2 protein-coding genes are annotated in these 1,630 nt (G+C 36.9%); both read left to right on the top strand.

Annotated elements, in window-relative coordinates:
- A partial coding sequence (locus tag AMDU4_RS11215; RefSeq protein WP_290705178.1) for a hypothetical protein occupies positions 1 to 941 on the top strand: 941 nt, incomplete at its 5' end.
- Between the two features lie 7 nt (positions 942 to 948).
- On the top strand, positions 949 to 1,374 hold the full coding sequence (locus AMDU4_RS11210; protein WP_290705175.1) for a hypothetical protein: 426 nt from the start codon (positions 949 to 951) through the stop codon (positions 1,372 to 1,374).
- Positions 1,375 to 1,630: the final 256 nt, after the last annotated feature.

Here is a 1,630-nt window from a genome sequence, read left to right as displayed (position 1 = left end):
CACAGACAAAAATAAACAGTGTATCAAACTTGAAAGGACAACCCGTAAACCGAAATGCCTTTAATGATTCAACCAGGATGAACCACGTCGAATTTAACCAGAATTTATCCTCCTTTTTTGGACACACTAACCTGAAATGGCAAAAAGTTAGTATTCCTAGCAAATATACAATTAAAGCAAAGTCGGTTTTAGCCGAATTCGCAAATGGAAAAAATAATTCTTACACTTATGTTTTGGAGAAAGGTATTCAAGTAAGTAGATATCAAGCCTGGAAAACTGAAGTTATTACTGGTCACGGGTTCAGAGATACGATTAGTACAACAAACAATTCCATAACAATTTATACTGCTATGCATGAAAATAAAAATTCGAAGGATAGGACAAACATTAATTCCCATTTTCTCATAAAGAACGGAAACAGATCGAATCTGGTGAATGTAGATCCTAAAACTTACCACCAATCTTTCAGCTGGGGACAGGCTTGGGTTTTCTATGGATCAACTACTTTTTATGGAGGAATTGGTTTAAGAGATTATGGTATCATGTTAGGCATTATAACGTTGGTCTCAACCACTGCCACGGGAGCACTGTTGTGGAGTAATCCATTTGTTGCTGCGGCAGCAGTCATTTTAGAGGCCGTTACGGTTGCAGGATGGGCAGTGTTCGGAAATGAGCATACCACTACTTGCGGGAGCCAAATTCCCTATGTTGAAATAGATATATCAGAGGGTAAGTGGTGGGATCCATGGGATACTGGAGCCTATGGAGAATTAGGTGCCCATTCCAATCAGATAACACCATTTAATGGAGGAGCGCCTACTTATACAGGATGGAAATATTTCCCGTTCCTCACGACAGTAAATCCTTCGGATACCCTACCATATATTCAAAGTTATATTCCACACTCTAACGTATGGCCCAGCCTTACCCCACCGTGGTGATTAAAAAATGAAAAATATCTCCAATGAAATGAGGAAAATAAACATATATACTACAGTAACTGTAGTTGTTTTTATATTTTTGATCGTGATTGTATTTTCTAGGCTACTGTATCTAAACTCTAAAAGTCAGATAATTTCATATAATTATAACTTTTATACTGGGATTATGCCCGCATTCCTAGTTATGTACTTTGGTGTTGATTCAATATTCTACCTATTATATCGCCGTATAAAAACCAAAGAAGGGCCCTATAGAAAAGTTTTGCTTTCTTGGGCTATGGAATGTATGGTTCCACTCATTTCAATACTATTTTTAATACTATCTGGGGAATCATTAGTGTTAAATTCTCACCTTTTTCTTTATCTTGCTTCAGACATTGTTCCTTTTTTGATTTCGTTGTCAATACCAATAATTTTATGGCGAAAAGATTGAATTAAGCACTCTAAACACTACCAGCTTTATTCTACCTCACTCTATCCATCAGATGTTGTATAAATACATTTAACATTAAGGAAATAAACCCAGAACTTTGTCAACTTTCTCAAGATAAAGAATTAATATCAGCATCTACCTTTTCCTAATGGCAATGTGATGGTGCACGATTGGATTGTTGACTTTCCCTTGCTAGAGAGAGGGGGGCAATAATCACCTCCAGAGTGCCCATTTGACCGAACAAGAGTAGTAACAA

The sequence above is a fragment of the Ferroplasma sp. Type II genome (assembly GCF_000496155.1).
This window is presented reverse-complemented; position numbering and strand designations above follow the sequence as displayed.